Source organism: Acidithiobacillus sulfurivorans, from assembly GCF_018853815.1.
In the GTDB taxonomy this organism is placed as follows: Bacteria; Pseudomonadota; Gammaproteobacteria; order Acidithiobacillales; family Acidithiobacillaceae; genus Acidithiobacillus; species Acidithiobacillus sulfurivorans.
On the sequence record NZ_JAAOMP010000079.1, the window covers coordinates 1 to 15,780 of the forward strand.

The following is a 15,780-nucleotide window of genomic DNA, read 5'->3' on the forward strand; positions in this document are numbered from 1 at the left end:
TTCTGCTTCGTTGGCCGATAAGTTCGTGTCCTGGAAAAAAGCTCCGTGCCCCGCTAATCCTTGCTGCGTGCTGTTGTCGCTCATTGCTGCACTCCTTGGCCGAATGGCCAGCTATTGCGAATAAACATTATTAACTGTTTATATACTTGACCATTATGCTCCACAATAATTCCTTTGCCAAGGCAAGTGGTTTTGTCGTTCAGCTTGCCGCAACATGCAGGAATAGGCACAAATTTGCAGGGACCAAACTAAGGATCAAAGGAACTCAATGGAAAATACACAAAATGATCAGTCTGAATTACAAATCGCAGAGCGTTGTCGGACGCTTTACCTGAATCCGCTGGTGCAGAGCAAGGGCTGGTTACCCAATTTGTTTTGGCGCGCCAAAAATACGGAGAATCCGTTTGGCTGTTTGCGGGTGAATCCTCTGGAGCTGGAGGTGCTGTTTTCGGCAATATGCGGACAAACATCCGAGGCGCGCAGCAGCCTTGAGCAGATCAAGCCGGGAAGGGCGGGTTTCATCGAGAGGTCCATCGCCCATGGTGAACTCCCGTTGCTGACTTTTCGTGCGGATGTGTCCTGATCATGTCGGAGACAGCGAGAGTTGCAGTACTGTCGCGTTTTCCTGGGCTTTATTCTACCCAAAGATTGCTTCAGGTGGTGGATGCGGCGGGAATGGAAGCGGTGTTGTTGGCTCCGGAGCAATGTTTGTTGATCCTGAATGGCGTCCACGCGGATCTTTATGTGCAGGGTGAAAAATTTCCTCATTGCGCGGCGGTCATTCCCCGCATTGGCGGACCGATAACGGCCTTGGGGGCGCGATTGCTGCGCTATTTTGCCGGGGCTGGTACTTTTTGTCTGAATTCTGCCGAGGCATTGCAACTGGCGCGAGACAAATTTGCCTCCCTGCAGGCTCTGGCGGCGGCGGGAATAGCGGTTCCACAAACCGTTTATTTCACGGAATCCAGGCAGAAAGAACTGGCCTTGCAGATGCTGGGCACGCCCCTCGTCCATAAAATATTGCAAGGTTCGCAGGGAGTCGGGGTGAGTTTGGCCGAGACCCCGGTAGCCGCGCGGGGGATGCTGGATACTTTTTTGGGTTTGCAGCATGAGGCCATGGTTCAGCGTTTTTTGCCGGGCCGCCAGGATGTCAGGGTGATTGTCTTGTTTGGGGAGGTCGTTGCGGCCATGCGTCGGGAGTCTGCGGCGGAAGATTTTCGCAGTAATCTGCACTGTGGAGGCCGCGCCTTGGCGTTTCCTGATCTGCCTGAGTCCTGGGCGGAAATTGCCCGGAAAGCCGCTGTTGCATTAGGCCTCGATTTTGCCGGTGTGGATTTGATGGCGGACGCGGATCAAAACCCACTGGTATTGGAAGTGAACCCCGTCCCCAGTCTGGAGGGTATTGAAAAAAGTAGTGCTGTGGACGTGGCAGGGTGCGTAATTACTGCTTTGAAGCTGCGCCTGGCATCTGCCTGACGGCGTTGCGAATCCAGGATTCTGCCTGTTCGGTCAAGGTGGAAGATTTTCCGTATGGCGCAAAAGCCGGACCAATCCATAAGTCCATTTTTCCGGGTTTTTTTCGCCAGTTGTTACGGGCCCAATAGCAGCCACTGTTGACGGCTATGGGTAAAAGCGGGACTTTTGCGCGCAGGGCCAGTCCGGCGGCCGTGCTGCTGAAGGGCCCGACTTCGCCGCAGGGGTAACGGGTTCCTTCAGGAAATATGACCACATTAAATCCAGCCGCAAGACGCAGTTTGCCTTCTTCCATGACCTGCACGAGTGCCTGACGACCGGCACTGCGATCAATGCCGATCGGCCAGGCCAGGCGTAAGCCCCAGCCGATAATCGGAATCCGAAACAGTTCCTGTTTGAGTACATAAGACAGGCGCGGAAAAATACACCAGAGTAACAGGGTTTCCAGCGCTGATTGATGGTTGGCAACAATGACGCAGGGTGTATCCGGGATATTTTCCAGGCCAGTGACCTGATAACTCAAACCACAACTCAAGCGCAACCACAGGACGGCAGTTCGCGCCCAGAGGCGGCTGGACCAGACCCGGGCGGAAAGGGGCATGGGGATGGTCAACAGGGTGAAAAATGCCCAGACGAGTGTCCATAAGGTAAAGCCGATGTAGAAAATCCCGCTACGCAGGGTTTGTATCAAGAGGCACCCAGGATGGCCTGTACAGCGGCAGCAAGATCGAGAAAAATCGGGAAACCAGCAGCTTCGGCATCGCGACGGGTATTTTGGCCTTTACCGGTGAGCACGAGAATGGGTTTGGCCCCGGCTTCCTGGGCGGCTTGAAGATCCCGCAGGCTGTCACCAATAGCCGGGACATTTTCAAGAGATATTTGCAGGCGTTCGGCAATTTCGTGAAACATGCCCGGCAAAGGCTTGCGGCACTGACAGCCGGCGTCGGGCAGGTGGGGACAAAAAAATATGGCTTCAATGCGCCCCCCAAAAACGGCGAGTTCCTGGCGCATGCGCTGATGGATGGCGGTGAGGGTGCGAATATCGAAAAGTCCCCGTCCCACGCCGGATTGATTAGTGGCAACGACCACCTGAAAACCAGCCCGGTTGAGGCGGGCGATGGCTTCCAGACTGCCAGGAATGGGTCGCCATTCGGCCGGTGATTTAATGAAGGCGTTACTGTCTTCGTTGATGACACCGTCGCGATCGAGGATGATCCACTGCGCCATCAGGAGCCCTGGAGTTGCGTAAAGTCGGCAATACGCAGAAACGCATCCTGCAGCCTGGTGAGGAGAGCAAGGCGGTTCTGGCGTATTTCGGGATTTTCAGCAAGGACCATGACTTTGTCGAAAAAGGCATCGACCGAAGGACGTAATCCGGCCAGAAGGTCCAGTGCGCTGGCATATTGTGCATGCTGAAGGTGGGAATGAACGGGCCCGGCCATGACTTGCCAGTGTTCCCAGAGCTGATGTTCGGCGGGATCTTCAAATAATTGCGGGTCGGGTTCGCGTTGTATTTCCACATTTTCCTTGCGAAGCAGATTATTGACGCGTTTGATTAGAGCCGCGAGCGCCTCAGCCGCCTGGTGTCCGGTCAGGAAGCGTGACAGGGCTTCCAGGCGTTTACGGGCATCAAGAACCTGATGGGGTTGACGACTGAGTACGGCATTAATCTGGTCGGCACGAAAACCCTCTTCCTTGAAATAGACACGCATCCGGTCCTGGAAAAAATCCAGTACGCCAGTGCTGATGGCGGTGGGATCTTTGACAATTTGGTGACCTAAAGCTCCCAGCGTCATGCCCACCGCTTCATCCAGGGGCAGGACAAGCTCTGCATCCAGAATGATGCGTAACACTCCCAGAGCCGCACGGCGCAGGGCGAAGGGATCGCGATCGCCCGTGGGTATTTTGCCAATGGCAAAAAAACCGCAGAGGGTATCCAGCTTGTCGGCAATGGCCAGGCACTGGCCCGCAGGACTTTGCGGCGTGTCATCATCGCGGCCATTGGGCAGGTAATGTTGGGCAATGGCCGCAACGACCTCGGCATTTTCACCATCATGGCGGGCGTAATGTCCACCCATGATGCCTTGCAACTCGGGGAACTCCCCCACCACGCCAGAGAGCAAATCACTTTTACAAAGTGCCGCAGCACGTTCCAGATCATCGGCTTTGACGTTACAGAGGCTACTCAATGACCGCGCTACTTTTTGCAGGCGCAGGGTTTTGTCGTAAATGCTGCCCAGGCCTTCCTGAAAGAGGACGTTCTGCAATTCAGGAAGCCTTGCAGTCAAAGATTTTTGGCGGTCCTGATCCCAGAAAAAAGCCGCATCCGCCAGGCGTGCCCGCAGCACCCGATTATTGCCGTGAATGACCATTTGGGCATCCTGACTGTGTATGTTGGCGGCAAACAGGTATTGGGAAATCAGGCGACCGTTTGCGTCACGTAACGGGACATAGCGCTGATGTTGCATCATGACCGTAATCAGTGCCTCCTCAGGAATTCGCAGGTAATCTTCTGCAAAGCTGCCAATCAGGATGACTGGCCATTCATTGAGTCCGGTAATCTCCTCCAGTAATGCTGCAGGCAAGATGGGGGTTGCCCGCAGGTCTTCCGCAATGTCCGAAATTTTATGGGAAATATGCGTCCGACGGGCGTCGAAGTCGGCCATGACCTGACCATCCAGCAAAGCCGCAGCGTAATTGGCGGGCTGATGAATCTGGATCGCTTCAGGATGATGCACACGGTGACCAAAGCTCTGTCCGCCGGCCTGCAGTCCGAATGCCTGCCAGTCGAGCACTTGTTGTCCTTGCCGCAACAGTAACCAGCGCACCGGACGAATGAAGCTATCCTGACGGCTCCCCCAGTGCATGCGTTTACGCAAGGGCAGGGCGGCAATGGTCTGACTGGCAATGTCTGGCAGAAGACTGTGGCTGCTGCGGGCTGCTTCAACTTCCCGCCAGGCCAGAACCGGTCCTTTTTCCGTGTCCAGGGTGCTGAGATCGGCAAAGGCAACCCCGCAGGAACGGGCAAAGCCTTCGGCAGCCGGGCTTATGTTACCCGCCGCATCACGCGCTCTTTCTACGGGGGGGCCGCGCCGGATGCTTTCCCGGGGCTGACTGTGCAGGGTCAGGTTCTGAATCCATAACGCTAAACGCCGTGGGGTGACATAAGCCGTGATTTGCCCAAAGCTGAGACCGGCATCATTCAGCAGACGCGTCATTTGTTCAATGGCGGCGTCGCGAATGGGGAGCTGCTCACGCGCGGGTAGCTCTTCACAACCGATTTCCAGAAGGCAATCTTCCTGGAGAGGATTTTCATGGGCTGACATCATTCACTCCGTAGCAGAGGGTGGCCGAGTTCGGCACGGGCTTCTGCATAAATTTCTGCAACGCCTTTGGCCAGTCCGCGTACCCGGCCAATGAAGCGGGCGCGTTCATTGACGCCGATGGCATGGCGGGCATCCAGGAGATTAAACGTATGGGAACAGTCAAGAACCCGCTCGTAGGCTGGTAAAGGGAGTTTGTGATCAAGCAGCTTGCGGCAATCTGCCTCGGCGCGATCAAAGCGCTGAAAAAGGTCTTCCACGGGTGCCAGCTCGAAATTATAGCGGGACTGTTCCACCTCGTTTTGGTGAAATACATCTCCATACAGTACGCCTGGCGTCCAGACCAGATCGTACACACTTTCTACCCCTTGCAGATACATGGCAAGACGTTCCAGACCATAGGTCACTTCGCCCATGACCGGGTGACAATCAAGGCCGCCCACCTGCTGGAAATATGTGAACTGGGTGACTTCCATGCCATTCAGCCAGACCTCCCAGCCAAGACCCCAGGCACCCAGCGTGGGCGATTCCCAGTCATCTTCGACAAAGCGGATGTCCTGCAATTTTGGATCAATTCCCAGCACCGCCAGGGACTCCAGATACAAATCCTGAAGATTATTGGGGTTGGGTTTGAGTACCGCCTGAAACTGGTAGTAATGCTGGAGACGATTGGGGTTGTCTCCGTAGCGGCCGTCTGTGGGGCGTCTTGAAGGCTGCACATATGCGGCTCGCCACGGTTCTGGACCAATGGCGCGCAGAAAGGTGGCAGGATGAAAGGTGCCCGCTCCAACGGGCATGTCCATGGGTTGCAACAATACGCAACCCTGAGCGGCCCAGAAGTTTTGGAGCCGCTGGATGATTTCCTGAAAAGTCATATGCGTCTCAGACAGTGATTTCGCGCATTATGAACCAATGGAGCAGAGGCTGTGAAGGGAGCTAGACCGGATCCCTCGAAAATATCCGGTCACAACAGTTCGGCGATACCGCTTGATGCGCGTTTGGCATCCAGAAACACCAGGCCCAGCTTGGCTTCCTTGCGGGCGATGATGGTCAATACTGCATCAGGGCCGGCGTGAATAAGCAGTACATAACCGTTATCGCCCTTGATCATGACCTGTTCGAGTTCGCCGCGGGCCAGCTCTGCTGCCGTTCGGTCGCCCAGGGAAAGCATGGCGGCGGCCATCGCACCGACGCGGTCCTCGTCCATGGTGGAAGAAAGCAGGGAGGCAATGGTAAGACCATCAGTAGAGATGACCGCAGAAGCCTCAATATCGGCAGACGAGCCATTGAGATCACTGAGGATGGATTTGAGCATTTCTTCGCGCATGGGTTTTCTCCTGAATAAACTGTCAATAATGCAATATTAAAATGGGTTAAGCTTAGCGGTAACGTTTGTCGAGTTCCTGAACCAGGGTCACGAAGGATTGATCCTGGAGACGGGGCGTTCCGCTGACGACGAGCATGAAACGTTGTTGTCCGATGAACAGCGGCCAAAAGCCCAATTCCGATCGGCCGGAAGGGTCCAGCAGCCCCCAGGTTTCCGTGTTGACCCGCAAATTGTTTTTGAGCAGGCGATTATGGCGTGATTGCAGGGAGAGCAGATCAGCGGAAAGGCCCGCCAGCTCTTCTGCAGCTTCATGGGCAAAGCCTGCTGCAGCTAGATAAAAACCATTTTCATCAGCCAGAAGGGTTTTTTGCTGGTCAGATAGACGGGCCAGTAGCGGTGGTAAAGCGTCTTCCAGTCGCAGTGTGCTGTCAGTACGGGCCTGGTGGGTACCACGCAGAAGACCAAGGCGCTGTAGCCGGAAAATGCTGCGCAAGGCTTCATCCGTATGGTTATTTTCCGCCCATTGACTGGCTATTTCCGTCGTAAAAGGAGCGCGGTGACCTTCACGCAGTACGTGCAACAGAATGGCCCGGTTACCTTCCTGATCAGGACTGGATGTCGCGTAAAAGGCTCCTGCGGGAGTAACCTCAGCGTATACTTCAGTACGCGTTGCAACCAGCTCTACACTCATAAGATGTCTCCAATTCCTGGGTCAATGGAATAAAGCAGGGCCATGACCAGGTTTTTGATGTCCTCCTTTTTGCGACCATCAATTTCAAAAATGGGAGGGATAGGATTGAGCATTTTGAGGTCAGCGGTGACTTCAGGAAGCATGTTCGCGTAATCGGCGGGACCTGGACGATTCTGGACATCGGTTTTGGAAATACCAATGACGACTGGAACATTGACGATGTAGTCCTTGAAGGCGTGCAGAAAGAAGTGGAGATCCTTCTTCGGATTAGGGCGGGTGTTGTCCAGCATGAGAACCAGGCCCAGTCCGCCCGTGGTCAGGATGTCCCACATAAAATCAAAGCGTTCTTGACCCGGGGTGCCATATAGATGAATTTTGGTTTGGGCGTCCAGTTTGAGAATGCCATAGTCCATGGCGACGGTTGTATGACCCTTACGATTCAGGGTCATGTCCGAAGCCTGAGCATCTGTAGATATGATGGGTGTATCAGATAATACGGATATGGCCGTGGTTTTCCCCGCACCTACCGGACCGGTAAAAACGATTTTATTATCTTCTCTCACAAATTGGCTCCTTGATATTCATTGTTATCTGCATCGCTGCGCGCCTCAGCTCTATATCCCGGCTATGCGTTTCAGGAGACGGCCCAAAAAGCTTCGCTTGGCTGCAGGGATTTCTGTCTCTAAGGATGCTGAATCATGTGGCATTCGAACGATATTGCCCGGATTTTCCGGCGTGTTGTAGCGTAGTAATTCCAGGCTATCTGCAGCAGCAAGAAAATTGAACAAATCCCGAGGTTCGATGCGTAACATCTTGACGGTGAGAGCGGGCGAGGCCGGGGAACGTGCCAGGAACGCAGCCAGTCTTAATGCATCAGGAAGCATGGGCAGACGCGTCAGATTAGGCCATTGTTTCAGCTGAACCGGGGCGTTGAGTTGCAATTTTTGATTCAACCGCCCGTTGGCTGTCCATGCGGCTACTTGCCAGAGCAAGGATTGCAGGGACATATGACGAAGGCTGCTATTTTCTCCTGAATCGCCATCTCTTGGAGCTCTCATCTGCAGATTACCGGCAGAAACGTGGCACAGTTGCTGCAGTTGTGCATCATCTATTAGAGCTGCTGCCTGGTCTGCGGAGGGATCAAGGCGCAAAATCGCGCGCTGATTTTGATCAGAAATTACGCTAATACTCTGATCGCGGTGCGCAATTTTCAGAAGTCCTAATAATCCTTCGTCAGGATTAAAATACTGTACTTCCTCGGGGCGAAGAACAGGAGCGGGTTTGCTGGGTGCTTCGGGTGCATTTTGCGGAGCCGGGGATGGACTGGCTTGCTGAGTATGGAGGCTGGTGACCGGGACTGTTATATCCGGTCGAATCGGCTTGACATTGGTATCCTGTTTTTCAGCTGTTCTGGGTGTATCCAACAGGAGAGATTCCAATGCCGGAAACAAGGTTTCCATGCGCACCGGCTTTTGGAGTATGGGAAAAATACAATCTGCCGGTGAAGCTATACTGGTCACGAGTATCCGCTGCTCAGGTTCGCTCTGATGCAAATTTCTCGCGAGTTCAGTGCCCCCTGGTCCGTCAATGTCCACAATGGTCAGGTGGGCGACGCGATCATCTCCTGATTCCAGCAGTTGATACTGACGCCGTGTATGCATTTTAAACGCCATGCGAAAAACAGCTTCTTTACGGGTGTCCATGCCGAGGCTGCGGACGAGGATGCTGGCATTGTCTGGAGTATTATTCGTCATGATCAAGTCCTAAATAACCTGTCGCTGCGGTTGGCGTTGCATACGTTCAGCAAGGCTAAACATCTGCCGCATGATTTCTTCATCAGGTGGCGTATCCATATTGAGTATGGATCGGGTAAAGCTGGAAAAGCGCTCATGAGCGCCCATGCGCTCATACATTTCCAGGAGCGGGCGATAGTAAAGCTGGTGATCAGGACGTGCCAGGGTGGCTTTTTCAAGAAGATCAACGGCCTCTTCCACTTGTCCGTACTCCAGCAGGCTGTCAAATTCTTCAAGGATGCTGTCATCACTGTTGTGGGGCATGATCTGATGATCACGATGAATTTCCTCCAGAACCAGTGCCGGGCTGGAAAAAGGGATAGCCGTCAAGGGAAGATAGAGACCATATATTTCTGCCTGTTCAGCGAGAAGATGTTTGTTGGTTTCGCTGGCTTCCAGATGATCCCAGAGCGGATGTTCGCCCAGTTGTCGGCCATGTTTAAGCATTCGGGTACGGAGTGCGCTTCCGGCTCCCCACAAACTGATATATAACTGCAATAAAGATTCTGCGTAGTTGTCACAGCGTTTTTGTCGGTAAAAAATATCCAGCAAGGTTACATGCAATATCAACTTACGCGGTTCAAAAATGAGATTGCGTTTTAAAATATGTTCAGCTTCCTGAATTTGTTGGGTCGCCAGTAATGCGCGAATAGCAGCCAACGGCTCTACCAGCGTCGCACAGATTCCCCATTCTCTAGGATTAATGGCCTCAATTTTGACATTACCTTGGAGCAGCGCGTCTACATTGCTGACCGTTTCGGAAGGATTGTTGTTCTGGAATGATTGCAGCGGCTTTTCGGAAAAGCCGCTGAGATCCATATCCATAGGTTCGGGATTGACGAGAGCCTGCTGGAGTTCCTGTTGTACCCTGATTAATACCGATGAAGGTGCTGGCTGGGCTTCGCTGGTTTTGATGGTGCTAATGGCTGCCAACTGACTATTGCTGATGCCCAAATTTTCGGCAAGCACACGGAGTTGGAGGTTTTCCGGGTCAGCTTGCAGACCGGCAAGGGTCAGGTTTTGGGCTTCGGCATCTGAGATGATTCCTGACTCACACAAATTACTCAGCAATTCTGCAAAGCGATCCAGGTCTGGAATTTCCTGATATAACGCCAACAATTTTCGGCTTTGCCGGGTATCATCAGGATTGTGGGTAACGTACCAACTGAGTGAGGTGGCCGCTTGTTCCAGATGGCCGTAAGCGAGGTAAATTTCAATTTCATCCAGGATACTGGTTTCATCGACTTCGGCGGCGGTAAGACTTGTATTATCAGCGCTGCTCGTTCCGGAAATTTGACCCGTGGAAACGGGAGCGGAATTTTTTGGGGCAGGCGTGATTTTTTTGGGTTTTGCGTTATTTTTAAGCAGTTTTTTCCTGTTGAACAGCTTCCACAGCCCCGCTGAAACCACCAGGGCGAGCAGTAATACAATAATAATCAGGCTGCTTAGGGGTAGTTCCATACACGAAGCTCACTTCCGGTTAAACGCATTTTTGCGGCAATTGATTCATAGCCTCGTAAATAGGCGTTTTAAATGTTCTGTCAATGTGCAAACAGTTCAGCAAGGGATTTTAACCGGGACAAGCTTGGTCGCGAAGGCTCGGCAGATTGTGCGGCAATGGCCGCGTAGCCAGAAAAAAAACTGGGTAGAGCCCGGACGACAATGGGCAATCTTTCGCGACTGACCGTGGCCAGCGTCCATTCTGCCCGCAAGCCGTAAACAGGATGATGGCTGCAGATGGCTGCACCCCAATAGGAATCGGCTTGGGACCAGCGATGTTCCGCGACGCTGAGCAAATGCTGTTCCGGTGCATGGTGCAAACCTACGCACGGCCCCACGAAAGGGATCTGCAGGTCGCTGGACAGATCGGCGAGCATATGGTCGAGGCGATGGAGGGCATCACGGATTTCTGGTGAGTTTGCCGTGGTTCCCTGCGCTACATTTTTTAAAAATATCAGATGAGGTGATTCCATAAAGGCCTCCTTTTCCCTTATGATTATGACCGTTATACAAAATGCTGCCAACGATCCTTTTGGATTGGCTGGGCATCTTAATGGTATTTGCCGCAAACAGGAAGGCTAATGAAGCAAAAACAATGGGGTATCTGGCTATTAACTGCTGCACTGAGTGCTTTGGGTGTTGGCGTCGCTCAGGCGAGCGTGTTTCCCTTGCCGGAGCACGGCAATGTGGTGGGTACATTGCATGCAGTCACTACGCATCGAGTCGATACTCTTCTGGATATCGGCCGGTTTTACGATCTGGGCTACAATCAGGTTACCAAAGCCAATCCCGGAGTGAATCCCTGGTTACCGGGGCAGGCTAGTAAGGTGGTTATTCCCGCCCAATATATATTGCCGCCCAAACCCTGGACCGGAATTGTGGTGGACATTCCGGCGCGGCGGATTTACTTTTTCCCGAATAATGATCATGTGGTGTACACGTATCCGGTAGGGGTGTTTCTGCCTGGTTGGAAAGAGAATTTGACGACGACCCAGATTATTGCCAAGTTTAAAATGCCGGCCTGGAATGTTCCCAAAAATATTCACTCCTGGTTCAAGACAAAATTTCACATGGATATTCCTTGGTATTGGCCGCCTGGACCGGAAAATCCGATGGGTGAGCTGGCCATGGAAACTGGCCTTTCGGGGATATTTATTCATGGCACCTATCATCCCTGGGGTGTGGGTATGCGCGCCAGCCAGGGCTGTTTTCAGATGTTCCCTGAAAATGTCGCGCAATTGTTTCCCATGGTTCCGGTCGGAACCCCGGTGCGTATTATAGATATGCCTAATCTGGTAGGCGTGCACGATGGCGAAGTCTATTTGCAGTCCTACAAGCCCATGGACACCTATCACAAGGGGGTTCCCGAGTTGCAGAGAGCAGCCATGCGCATCAAGGATTTCATGGCAGAAAATCATATTCAGCAGGCGATTGACTGGAGCAAGGTGCGGCGCATTGTGGGTGAGCACAACACAGTGGCTCTGCCCATCGGTGTCAATTCGCCGAGTTATCAGACGCTGTCTGCTGCCTTGCCAGCCAGACCTTATGCTTATGCGCCTTATGGGCCTTCAGCCAATGGCGCAGCGGTGCCAGCGCCATTGCAACTGGCCAAGCCTAGTGATCGGGAGCATTTGCATGTGCAAGTGAGTCTCCCGGATAGTAAAGACCAGTAGTTTCCGTGAATATTACTTGCCGTTACCGAGGCCCTGTTCTTGCAACCAAAGCCAGAGCAGGCCAAGGTATTCATGGCAGGCCTCACTGCTGATTTCCATGAAAATGGCTCGAGGTAGCCAGCTATCCAGCTTCAGCTCCCGGACCTGATTAAGCCGATAGTCGGTGGGTACCGGGATCACTTCCAGATGAGACAAACGAAACCAGGCGACAGCCCGGGGCATGTGCAGGGCTGAAGTCACCAGATATATTTTTTGGATATGGTGCTCTGCCAGCAAGGCGCTGGAGTCGGCGGCGTTGGCCGCCGTATTGTAGGAGTGGGTTTCCGGCCATATTGGACTGGTAACGTGAAAATCCTGGCGGAGAATGTGTGCCATGGTCGTGGCTTCCGCAGCGACTCCGAAACGCGGCGCCCCCCCACTGGGGACCACAGGCAGCTGCGTGCGGTTGGCGAGTCGCGCCGCTGCCATGAGCCGTACCAAAGTGCGGGCATTGGCGGTTTCCAGGCGCGAATGGGGAGAATCCATGACTTCACCACCACCCAGGACGACAATGGCCCCGGGGCGCTCTGCTCCCGTTAATGGCTGGTTTAGGGTTGGGTAGCGGTTTTCCAGAGGCATGAGCAGCAATCGGGCACCGATCGCGGTTGAAAAAAAGTATAAAATGACCAGCGCCAGAATAATCAGCGTCCGTCCCCAGTATCGCCAGCCCAGCACCTCACTCAGCCAGCCAAACATGGCCAACAGGAACAATACTCCCGGCGGTTGGAGTAGCGCCGATGCCAGCGTCAGTACCGTGGTGTAACGCAGTAGCATGGAAGCTTCCGGTCAGTCTTCGGTCATTTCATGAAAACTGCGTTCGGCATGGTAGGAAGAGCGTACCAGCGGGCCACTGGCGACATGACGGAAGCCCATGGCCAGTCCATCCAGGCGCAGGATTTCAAATTCATCCGGGGGCACGAAGCGGGCCACGGGCAGGTGGTGACGGGAAGGAGATAAATACTGTCCCAAGGTCAGCAACTCGCAACCCGCTTGTCGAAGGTCCTGCATGACCTCTCGAATTTCATCCGGCTCTTCCCCGAGCCCAAGCATCAGCCCTGATTTGCTGGGAATATCTGGATGTTCTGCCTTGAAGGTCGCAAGTAAATTGAGGGAATGTCGATAATCGGCACCGGGTCGGGCCTGTAAATAAAGGCGAGGCACAGTTTCGAGGTTGTGATTGAATACATCTGGGGGAGTATTGCGGAGCGCCGTCAGAGCTTTATCGACGCGCCCGCGAAAGTCGGGCACCAGAATTTCTATGTGGAGACTCGGACAATGATCGCGTAAGGCGCTGATTACTTCTGCGAAATGCTGGGCACCGCCATCTCTTAGATCATCCCGATCTACAGAGGTGATGACCACAAAACGCAGTCCCATCGTCGCGACGGTCTGGGCAAGGTGTAGCGGTTCTGCCGAATCAGGGGGTTTGGGGCGGCCGTGGGCCACATCACAAAACGGGCAGCGGCGTGTGCATACATCGCCCAAAATCATGAAGGTGGCCGTTCCGCCGCCGAAGCATTCACCCAGATTGGGGCACGAAGCTTCTTCACAGACGGTGTGCAGATCCGCTGCGCGCAGAATTTTTTTGAGCCGATCGACTTCCGGAGACAAGGGAGAGCGCACTCTTAACCATTGCGGTTTAGGCACTCTCGGCGTTTCTACGGGAATGATGGGGATTGGAATAGGGTTGCGGGCTGTTTTTTCAGCGCCTCTTCCGACTTTTTTGTCTGAGCGGGTCTCCATGATCAGGCACCTCCTTTTTGTAGAGGTCGCTGCAGCTGATCGGAAAGAGCATTCATCAACGCTTCGGCAACGTCACGACTGGGCCAGTCGGGACAGAGATCGTGGATCTGGGTGACGGTGAGGTGGGGCATTCCGCAAGGATGAATGCGCTGAAAAGGAGATAAATCCATGTCCGTATTCAGGCTTAAACCATGATAGCTACGCCCGCGCTGGACGCGCAGTCCTAAAGAGGCGATTTTGGCCTCGCCCACATAAACGCCGGGAGCATCCTGACGAGCATGGGCATTTACCCCATGATCTGCCAGGAGTTGAATAACAGCCTGTTCCATCATGCTGGTGAGTTGCCGTACATTAATACCCATTCGGGGTAAATCAATCAGCAGGTAAACAATCCATTGCCCGGGGCCATGGTAGGTCACCTTGCCCCCCCGATCACTGCGGATGACCGGTATGGGGCCAGGATCCAGAACGTCGGTGGCATCGGCATTGCGACCGAGCGTAAATACCGGCGGATGCTGGAGCAGCCACATTTGATCAGGGGTTTCCGCATCGCGCTGGGTGGTGAATTCGCGCATGGCGTCAAGCACCGTGAAGTAGGGCAGGATTCCGGGCCAGCAGCGCACCAGTATGGGGGAAGTATTCATAAGCAGAGGATGACTCCGTCTACGGCTTTTACCGCCGTATAAATATTCAGAAGCTGTGCTTCATTTTGTATTTCCAAAGAGATGGTTACCGAAAGATACTGTCCCTGACTGCTGGCGCGCAGGGCAAAAGCGCTTTCCGGTAAATCGGGGGCATGGGGCTCTACGGCTTCGCGTACTGCACCCAGCAGATCAGCATGCTGCCCGATTACCTTGACATGATGCAGATGGGGAAAGTCATCTGCTTGCTGGGTTTCTGTCTTCATGCAAGCCCCTCATTCTGTTTCAGAGCGCGTCACCGATTTTGTGGAACATCCGTGATAACCAGCCCGCTTTCTCCGCAGAAACCATGCTGACAACCGGGACTGTTTTGAGCGTTTTGCCGTCAAGCCGGAAAACCAATGCTCCCACGACCGTACCTTTTTTCAGAGGTGCCTGCAAATTGGGGTTGAGTTCGACAACGCGCTGCAAATCAGAAAAATGCCCCTTGGGTACGGTGACGGTGACATTTTGGGTGACACCTACGGGAATATGCATGGGAGAGAATTCGTTCCGCGTGATTTTCCCAACCTGCTGGCCCGACTGGTAAATCGGATGATTCACAAAAAAACGATAACCGTAGTCCAACAGTGCTTCTACGGCATTGGTACTGCCAGACCAGTTGGGTCCACCCATCACTACGGCAATCAGGCGACGACCATTGCGTTGTGCGGTAGCGTCGATGCAATAGCCGGAGGCATCCGTCAGTCCTGTTTTCAGACCATCCACGCTGGGGTCACGAAACAATACAGGATTCCAGCTCCGTTGGGTGATTTTGTTGTAGGTATAGGATTTTTGTTGGGTAATTTGAATCACTTGAGGGTATTGCTGAATCAGCGTCTGGGATAGCCGCGCTACATCCAGAGCAGTGGTATACAGGTTGTCATCCGGCAAACCATCAACATTGTTGTAATGGGTATTGTGCAGTCCCAGTTGTGCTGCTGTCTCATTCATCAGAGTTACAAAGCCGGACTGGCTTCCTGCCACGGTTTCGGCCAATGCCACGGCAGCATCGTTGCCCGAATCAATGAGTAGCCCGTGCAACAGCTGGTCAACGTTGACCGCCAGACCGGGCTGGATGAACATGCTGGAACCGCCGGTTTTCCAGGCTGTTTTGGATATTTGAATGTTCTCATTGGTATTGAGGGTGCCATTGTGGATGGCTTGATAGGTCAGATAGGCCGTCATCAGCTTGGTGAGGCTGGCCGGTGCGCGGCGCAGGTTTTCACTTTTCGCCGCAATAATCTGACCCGTGTCATAATCCATCAGCACATAGCTGACGATGGACGGCAGGGCGGGTGCTGGAGGTGTGGGCAGTCGTGGGGTCGGCACAACGGCAAAGGCGGTACTGGCAAAAAGCAGCCCGAAAAAAACAAGAAAAACGTTACTCATCAGTGATGGGCGGGAAATCATCGGGGCCTCAATACGTAGTGTTTAATTAGAGTGTAATTTTGGTGGTATCCGAAGAATTATAATGATGTCCGCCAAGAAAGCTATGTTTGTATGCTAATTGTCTTGCAAGCGGTGGTGGGCCGGGA

Annotated in this window: 18 protein-coding genes; 3 read left to right on the top strand and 15 right to left on the bottom strand. The window is 53.5% G+C overall.

Annotation, left to right across the window (positions count from 1 at the left end):
* Positions 1 to 268 precede the first annotated feature (268 nt).
* Positions 269 to 583, top strand: coding sequence for a hypothetical protein (locus HAP95_RS07385; protein WP_215883639.1), 315 nt, complete (start codon positions 269 to 271; stop codon positions 581 to 583).
* Between the two features lie 2 nt (positions 584 to 585).
* The gene (locus tag HAP95_RS07390) at positions 586 to 1,476 is read left to right on the top strand and encodes an ATP-grasp domain-containing protein (protein WP_215883640.1); all 891 of its coding nucleotides are present in this window, start codon (positions 586 to 588) and stop codon (positions 1,474 to 1,476) included.
* Here the strand turns inward: HAP95_RS07390 and HAP95_RS07395 are convergent.
* From HAP95_RS07395 to HAP95_RS07440, 10 genes are all read right to left on the bottom strand, one after another.
* Positions 1,442 to 2,164, bottom strand: a complete 723-nt coding sequence (locus HAP95_RS07395; RefSeq protein WP_215883641.1) for a lysophospholipid acyltransferase family protein — start codon at positions 2,162 to 2,164, stop codon at positions 1,442 to 1,444. The two genes, HAP95_RS07390 and HAP95_RS07395, sit on opposite strands and share 35 nt — an antisense overlap.
* The gene (gene gmhB / locus HAP95_RS07400) at positions 2,161 to 2,700 is read right to left on the bottom strand and encodes a D-glycero-beta-D-manno-heptose 1,7-bisphosphate 7-phosphatase (RefSeq protein WP_215883642.1); all 540 of its coding nucleotides are present in this window, start codon (positions 2,698 to 2,700) and stop codon (positions 2,161 to 2,163) included. The genes HAP95_RS07395 and gmhB overlap by 4 nt, the downstream gene beginning before the upstream one ends.
* The gene (gene glyS, locus HAP95_RS07405) at positions 2,700 to 4,799 is read right to left on the bottom strand and encodes a glycine--tRNA ligase subunit beta (RefSeq protein ID WP_215883643.1); all 2,100 of its coding nucleotides are present in this window, start codon (positions 4,797 to 4,799) and stop codon (positions 2,700 to 2,702) included. Before glyS ends, gmhB begins: the two co-directional genes overlap by 1 nt.
* Positions 4,799 to 5,671, bottom strand: a complete 873-nt coding sequence (gene glyQ, locus HAP95_RS07410) for a glycine--tRNA ligase subunit alpha (protein WP_215883644.1) — start codon at positions 5,669 to 5,671, stop codon at positions 4,799 to 4,801. Before glyQ ends, glyS begins: the two co-directional genes overlap by 1 nt.
* Positions 5,672 to 5,760: 89 nt before the next feature.
* The gene (locus HAP95_RS07415) at positions 5,761 to 6,123 is read right to left on the bottom strand and encodes a roadblock/LC7 domain-containing protein (protein WP_024892973.1); all 363 of its coding nucleotides are present in this window, start codon (positions 6,121 to 6,123) and stop codon (positions 5,761 to 5,763) included.
* Between the two features lie 52 nt (positions 6,124 to 6,175).
* Positions 6,176 to 6,814 carry a roadblock/LC7 domain-containing protein gene (locus tag HAP95_RS07420; RefSeq protein ID WP_215883645.1) on the bottom strand — a complete coding sequence of 213 codons (639 nt, stop codon included), beginning with the start codon at positions 6,812 to 6,814 and terminating at the stop codon, positions 6,176 to 6,178.
* Positions 6,811 to 7,377, bottom strand: coding sequence for a GTP-binding protein (locus HAP95_RS07425; protein WP_010637225.1), 567 nt, complete (start codon positions 7,375 to 7,377; stop codon positions 6,811 to 6,813). The genes HAP95_RS07420 and HAP95_RS07425 overlap by 4 nt, the downstream gene beginning before the upstream one ends.
* A 51-nt stretch (positions 7,378 to 7,428) precedes the next feature.
* Positions 7,429 to 8,568, bottom strand: a complete 1,140-nt coding sequence (locus HAP95_RS07430; protein ID WP_215883646.1) for a response regulator — start codon at positions 8,566 to 8,568, stop codon at positions 7,429 to 7,431.
* 9 nt (positions 8,569 to 8,577) lie between these two features.
* Positions 8,578 to 10,068, bottom strand: a complete 1,491-nt coding sequence (locus HAP95_RS07435) for a hypothetical protein (RefSeq protein WP_215883647.1) — start codon at positions 10,066 to 10,068, stop codon at positions 8,578 to 8,580.
* 80 nt (positions 10,069 to 10,148) lie between these two features.
* Positions 10,149 to 10,580 carry a hypothetical protein gene (locus tag HAP95_RS07440; RefSeq protein WP_215883648.1) on the bottom strand — a complete coding sequence of 144 codons (432 nt, stop codon included), beginning with the start codon at positions 10,578 to 10,580 and terminating at the stop codon, positions 10,149 to 10,151.
* Positions 10,581 to 10,688: 108 nt separating this feature from the next.
* Here HAP95_RS07440 and HAP95_RS07445 point away from each other — a divergent pair, with 108 nt between their 5' ends.
* Positions 10,689 to 11,780, top strand: coding sequence for a L,D-transpeptidase family protein (locus HAP95_RS07445; protein ID WP_215883649.1), 1,092 nt, complete (start codon positions 10,689 to 10,691; stop codon positions 11,778 to 11,780).
* A gap of 12 nt (positions 11,781 to 11,792) precedes the next feature.
* Here the strand turns inward: HAP95_RS07445 and HAP95_RS07450 are convergent, their stop codons facing one another.
* The 5 genes from HAP95_RS07450 to HAP95_RS07470 are packed head-to-tail and all read right to left on the bottom strand — an operon-like array spanning position 11,793 to position 15,655.
* Positions 11,793 to 12,593: a YdcF family protein gene (locus HAP95_RS07450; protein WP_215883650.1), complete on the bottom strand. Its 801-nt coding sequence runs from the start codon at positions 12,591 to 12,593 to the stop codon at positions 11,793 to 11,795.
* 12 nt (positions 12,594 to 12,605) lie between these two features.
* On the bottom strand, positions 12,606 to 13,562 hold the full coding sequence (lipA, locus tag HAP95_RS07455) for a lipoyl synthase (RefSeq protein ID WP_215883651.1): 957 nt from the start codon (positions 13,560 to 13,562) through the stop codon (positions 12,606 to 12,608).
* A 2-nt stretch (positions 13,563 to 13,564) separates the two neighbouring features.
* The gene (lipB, locus tag HAP95_RS07460; protein WP_215883652.1) at positions 13,565 to 14,206 is read right to left on the bottom strand and encodes a lipoyl(octanoyl) transferase LipB; all 642 of its coding nucleotides are present in this window, start codon (positions 14,204 to 14,206) and stop codon (positions 13,565 to 13,567) included.
* A complete protein-coding gene (locus tag HAP95_RS07465; protein WP_215883653.1) occupies positions 14,203 to 14,469 on the bottom strand; it encodes a YbeD family protein in 267 nt (88 codons plus the stop codon). Before HAP95_RS07465 ends, lipB begins: the two co-directional genes overlap by 4 nt.
* A gap of 19 nt (positions 14,470 to 14,488) precedes the next feature.
* Positions 14,489 to 15,655, bottom strand: coding sequence for a D-alanyl-D-alanine carboxypeptidase family protein (locus HAP95_RS07470; RefSeq protein WP_215883654.1), 1,167 nt, complete (start codon positions 15,653 to 15,655; stop codon positions 14,489 to 14,491).
* Positions 15,656 to 15,780 lie beyond the last annotated feature (125 nt).